Annotated in this window: 7 protein-coding genes; 6 read left to right on the top strand and 1 reads right to left on the bottom strand. The window is 66.8% G+C overall.

Features of this window, described 5'->3' with window-relative positions:
• From ACE3S9_RS14310 to ACE3S9_RS14290, 5 genes are all read left to right on the top strand, one after another.
• On the top strand, positions 1–809 hold an 809-nt coding region (locus ACE3S9_RS14310; RefSeq protein ID WP_374547153.1), incomplete at its 5' end, for an NAD regulator.
• 88 nt (positions 810–897) lie between these two features.
• Positions 898–1116, top strand: coding sequence for an exodeoxyribonuclease VII small subunit (locus ACE3S9_RS14305; RefSeq protein WP_374547154.1), 219 nt, complete (start codon positions 898–900; stop codon positions 1114–1116).
• 4 nt (positions 1117–1120) lie between these two features.
• Positions 1121–2014: a pirin family protein gene (locus tag ACE3S9_RS14300; protein ID WP_374547152.1), complete on the top strand. Its 894-nt coding sequence runs from the start codon at positions 1121–1123 to the stop codon at positions 2012–2014.
• Positions 2011–2892 (top strand): 4-(cytidine 5'-diphospho)-2-C-methyl-D-erythritol kinase, encoded by an 882-nt coding sequence (locus ACE3S9_RS14295; RefSeq protein ID WP_374547151.1) that lies wholly within the window; start codon positions 2011–2013, stop codon positions 2890–2892. Before ACE3S9_RS14300 ends, ACE3S9_RS14295 begins: the two co-directional genes overlap by 4 nt.
• Before the next feature lie 144 nt (positions 2893–3036).
• Positions 3037–3342: a glycine zipper domain-containing protein gene (locus tag ACE3S9_RS14290; RefSeq protein ID WP_374547150.1), complete on the top strand. Its 306-nt coding sequence runs from the start codon at positions 3037–3039 to the stop codon at positions 3340–3342.
• A gap of 25 nt (positions 3343–3367) precedes the next feature.
• On the opposite strand, the gene ACE3S9_RS14285 is transcribed toward ACE3S9_RS14290, so the two are convergent.
• The gene (locus ACE3S9_RS14285; RefSeq protein ID WP_374547149.1) at positions 3368–4750 is read right to left on the bottom strand and encodes a cation diffusion facilitator family transporter; all 1383 of its coding nucleotides are present in this window, start codon (positions 4748–4750) and stop codon (positions 3368–3370) included.
• A gap of 158 nt (positions 4751–4908) precedes the next feature.
• Here ACE3S9_RS14285 and ACE3S9_RS14280 point away from each other — a divergent pair.
• On the top strand, positions 4909–5299 hold a 391-nt coding region (locus tag ACE3S9_RS14280; protein WP_374547148.1), incomplete at its 3' end, for a VOC family protein.

Raw genomic sequence — 5299 nt, 5'->3', positions numbered from 1 at the left:
TGCGCGCCTGGGTCGCGGAACAGACCGGCGTGCCGGTCGGCTATGTCGAACAGCTCTACACTTTTGGCGACCGCGGCCGCGACAGCGGCGCCGACAGCCGCGATCCCCATGTCGTCTCGGTCGGCTATCTCGCGCTCACCCGTATCTGCGGCAAGGATGTCGCCACCGCGCCGGGCGCGGGCTTTCGCGAATGGTATCGCTTCTTTCCCTGGGAGGATTGGCGCCAGGGCCGTCCGTCGCTGATCGACGCGACGATCATGCCGGGCCTGCGCGCCTTTATCGCGCGCGGCGGCGAATCGACCCATCGCCGGGGGCTGTCGCGCATCGAGCGCGTGCGGCAATTGTTCGGCGAGGAGGGCGACCGTTTCGACGAGGAAAACGTGCTCGACCGTTACGAGCTGCTCTATGAGGCCGGTCTGGTCGAGGAAAGCGTGCGCGACGGCCGCGAGCCGGCGCCGGGTTTCGGCGAGCGCCCCCGGCTCGGCGAATCGATGCAGGCCGATCACCGCCGCATTCTCGCCACCGCCATGGGCCGGCTGCGGGCCAAGATGAAATATCGCCCGGTGATCTTCGAGCTGATGCCGGAAAATTTCACCCTCACCGCGCTGCAGACCACGGTCGAGGCCATTTCCGGCCGTCATTTGCACAAGCAGAATTTCCGCCGCCTGGTCGAAGCCTCGGCGGTCGTCGAGCCGACCGGCGAATTGTCTCACACCACCGGCGGGCGTCCGGCGGCTTTGTTTCGATTCCGCCGCGAGGTCCTGCAGGAGCGCCCGGCGCCGGGCCTGAGGGTCGGAATCCGGGGCTGAGCTTGCGCGCGGGGCGCAGCCGGGTCCATAGTGGCGCCCAATCATTGGACGGACCAGAACATTGAGCCAATCCGACGACGTCGCCAAAATGAGTTTCGAGGCCGCCATGCGCGAGCTTGAGGAGATCGTGAGCGCGCTCGAAAAGGGCAATGTCGATCTCGACAAGTCGATCGCGCTTTACGAGCGCGGCGAGATCCTCAAGAAACATTGCGAGGTCTTGCTGAAGAGCGCCGAGGCGCGGATCGAGAAGATCGTTCAGGGTCCCGATGGCGGCGCGAAAGGCGTCGCCCCGCTGGACGTCGAGTGACGCCATGGGCGCGCCCGCTCCAGACGCGGTCGAACTCGCCATCATCCCGGCGGCGCGCGACATTGGCGGCTTTGGCGTGCGCCGCGCCTTGCCGTCGGCGAAAAAACGCACGGTCGGGCCGTTCGTCTTTCTCGACCAGATGGGGCCGGCGGATATCGCGGCGGGCGCCGGCATCGACGTGCGGCCGCATCCGCATATCGGCCTCGCCACCCTGACCTATCTGCTCGACGGCGCTTTGTTCCATCGCGATTCGCTCGGCAGCGCCCAGGAAATCCAGCCCGGCGCGGTCAATCTGATGGTGGCCGGACGCGGCATCGTTCATTCCGAGCGTTCGCCGCAGGGCTTCCGCGCCACCGGTGGACGCATGGACGGATTGCAATTCTGGCTCGGCCTGCCGAAGCGCTTCGAGGAAACCGAACCCTCTTTCGAACATCACGCCCGCGAGGCGTTGCCGACGCTGGACGGCGAGGGCTGGCGCCTGCGACTGGCGATCGGAACATTGCACGGGCTGCGCGCGCCGGTGAAAACCTTCGCGACCTGTTTCCTGGCCGATGTCGTGCTGGACGCCGGCGCGGTCTATGAACTCTGCGGCGGCCATGACGAGCGCGCCGTCTATATCGTCTCCGGCGAAATCGAGATCGAGGGCGTTCTGTTCCCGGCTGGTCAGTTGGTCGTCATCCGACCCGGCGCGCGGGCGGCCTTGCGCGCGACGCAGCCGAGTCGGCTCGCGGCGCTGGGCGGCGATGCCATGGACGGACCGCGTTTCGTCTGGTGGAATTTCGTCTCCTCGGACCGCGAGCGCATTTACGCCGCCCGCGCCGATTGGGAAGCCGGGCGGTTCGCGACCGTCGAGGGCGATCCCGAATTCATGCCGGCGCCGGAATTGAAAGCCATATGACAGAACTAGAACTTCTTTCCGCGCGCGCCCCGGCCAAGATCAATCTCACCCTGCATATCGAAGGCCGCCGGCCGGACGGCTATCACGAATTGCAAAGCCTGGTCGCCTTCGCCGGCGCCGGCGATTTCGTGACCTTCACGCCGGCGGATTATTTCGACCTGACCCTTTCCGGCCCGACGGCGGTCGATGCGGGCGACGGCGGCGACAATCTGGTGGCGCGGGCGGAGCGGGCTTTGCGCGCGGAAAAGCCCGGCTTGCGCACGGGCGCCTTTCATCTGGTCAAGCGCTTGCCGGTCGCGGCGGGCATCGGCGGCGGCTCGTCCGATGCGGCGGCGGCCTTGCGTCTGCTGGCGCGCGCGAACGGTTTCGCCGCCGACGATCCGGCCCTTTACGCCGCCGCGCGGCTGACGGGCGCCGACGTGCCGGTCTGCCTTGCGCCGCGCGCGCGCATGATGGGCGGGGTCGGGGAAAAGCTCGGCGCCGCCATCGCGCTGCCGCCTCTTTTCGCGGTGCTGGTCAATCCGCGCGTGCCGGTCGAGACCAAGGCGGTCTTTCACAAGCTCGGCCTGAAACCCGGCGAGAGCTATGGCTATGGACCGCATCCCGCGATCGCCTCGGGCATGGATTTCGAAGGCCTTTTGCGCACCCTGAAGAAAGGCCGCAACGACATGGAGGACGCCGCCTGCGTGCTGGCGCCGGTGGTCGGTCATGTGCTGGCGGTGCTTTCGGGCGCGCGCGGCTGCCGGCTGGCGCGCATGTCAGGCTCGGGCGCGACCTGTTTTGCCTTGTTCGAAACCTGCCGGCAGGCTGGCGCGGCGGCGCGGGCCGTGGCGCAGGGCCATCCCGAATGGTGGGTCAAGGCCACGTTGTTGCGCTAGATCGTTTCATTGTTTTATGGAAACAATGAAACGATCTAGGTTTTTGTTTTGACGCGTTTTCTTGACGCGAACCGGCGCCCACTTCGCTTGAAAACGCTACAGCCTGTTTACATCCCGCTTTATTCACAAAGAAAGGACTTCGCCATGTTTCGACGCTTTGGATCCGTCGCCCTGCTGACGCTCGCTTTGGCGACGCCCGTTCATGACGCCGCCGCGCAGGACGCCTTGGGCGGCGCGCTGCTGGGCGGCGTCGGCGGCGCCATTGTCGGCGGCGCGATCGGCCGGGGCACCGGCGCTGTGGTCGGCGCCGTCGTCGGGGCCGGGCTCGGCGCGGCGATCGCCTCGGAAGGCGAGCGTCGGCGCAACAATTATTACGCCTATCGCGACGGCTGCTTCCGCCAACGCGGCGACGGCGCCTGGGTCCGCGTCTCGCCGCGTTATTGCTACTGAGCGATTTCGCCGGGCTTCACGCGCCTCAGGCCGCGTTGACCGGCTCTGCATGGCCGACGATCCGCAGCAGGCCCGGCGTGCGTTCGCGGATCGAACGCTCCAGCCGGTCCATCGCGTCATGGGTCGCGGTCACCGAGAGGCCGGGGTCAACCGTGGCGTGGAAATTGACGATGAGGCCCTGTTCGGTCTGACGCGCGCGCACGTCATGCACGCCCAGCAGCACGCCGCCCTCGACCGCGAGCTTGCGCAGGTTGTCGGAAACGCTCGTCACAATGGCCGGATCGGCGTCGTGGCCCGTCAGGGCGCGGTCCTGCAGCGGCTCGATATGGCTCTCCACTTCGATATTCGCGCCCAGTTCGGCGCGGATGTCATTTTCGAGCGCGGTGGCGATGTCATGGGCCGCGCCATGCGACATGGCGCCGTCGATTTCGAGATCGAAGGCGATGCAATCGCGGCCGTCGAGACGCTGCACGATAACATGATGCACCGCGAGCTTGCGCCGCGCCGCGACCATCATGATCCGCTCGGTCATGGTTTCCTCGTTGAGCGCGCGCGGCGAGGTGATGATGCTGGCCTGCGTCTCCGGCGAGATTTCGGCGATCTTGGCGTTGACCGCGCGCTCGATCGCGATCAGGCGCTCGACCGGCAGGGTGCGCGAGACAGCGACGGTGATCTCGCCCAGCACATGGGGGCCGTTGCCCCGCAGCTTCACGTCCTCCACCGCCACCACGCCGGGGATTTTCTCGATCGCGGCGCGCAGGGTTTCGGCGAGGCCTTCCGGCGCGGTGTCGAGCAGGGTTTCGATGGTCTGGCGGCCGAGATGATAGCCGGCGAAGGCGATGAAAAGGGCGACGCCGACCGCCGCCAGCGCGTCGCCCTGATGGAAGCCGAACCGGTCGGCGATAAGGCCGATCAGCACCAGGACCGTGCCGACCAGGTCGCTGGCGAAATGCATGGCGTCGGCGGCCAAAGCATGGCTGCCGGTCTTTTTGGCGACGGCGCGCAGGGTCAGCCAGCGGGTCGTGTCCACCGCGATCGAGACGCCGAGCACGGCGAACACCGGCCAGCTCGCGTCGACCGGCTCCGGCCCTTCCCAGAGCCGCCGGATCGCCGCGACCAGCACATAGCAGGCGAGGCCGGCGAGCAGGCCGGTTTCCGCCAGGGCGGACAGGGATTCGAACTTGCCGTGGCCGTAATGATGGCGGTCGTCGGCGGGCTTGTTGGCCTCGCGCACGGCGAAAAAAGTCAGGATGGTGGCGCCCGTGTCGAGCGCGTTATGGGCGCCTTCGGACAGCAGCGCCAGCGAGCCGGACGCCAGCCCCGCGGCCAATTTGCCGATCGTGAGCAGGGCGCTGGCGATGATCGAGCTGAAGGCGACCTTTTCCTTGAGGGCGGCGTCGTCGGTCAAGGGAAGTCCTCCTGCCTTGCGCCGATGCAATAGCAGATCGGCGCGTCTTTTCGCAACGCAGGGGCGGGTCCGTAATAAGACACATATCGGCGCGGATTGGTCTATAAAGGCCGCGCGATGGAGAGATGACGGCCCGCGACGGGCCGGAAAGGGGCGACATGCGCTATCTTCACACCATGATCCGCGTCGGCGATCTCGACGCGACGCTCGATTTTTTCGTCAACAAGATGGGACTTACCGAAACCCGCCGGATGGAGAGCGAAAAGGGGCGTTTCACCTTGGTCTTTCTGGCGGCGCCGGGCGACGCCGCCGAGGCCGCCTCGACAAAGGCGCCCGTGCTCGAACTGACCTATAACTGGGACGAGCATGACTATGCCGGCGGCCGCAATTTCGGCCATCTCGCTTATGAGGTCGACGATATCTACGGTTTCTGCGACAAGCTCGCCGCCGCCGGCGTGACCATCAACCGGCCGCCGCGCGACGGCAATATGGCCTTCATCCGCACGCCGGACGGCATTTCCATCGAATTGTTGCAGAAGGGCGCCGCCT

The sequence above is a fragment of the Rhodoblastus sp. genome (genome assembly GCF_041915505.1).
Classification (GTDB): Bacteria; Pseudomonadota; Alphaproteobacteria; order Rhizobiales; family Beijerinckiaceae; genus Rhodoblastus.
The sequence above is the reverse complement of the archived record's forward strand: the minus strand, read 5'-3'. Positions and strand labels throughout refer to the sequence as shown.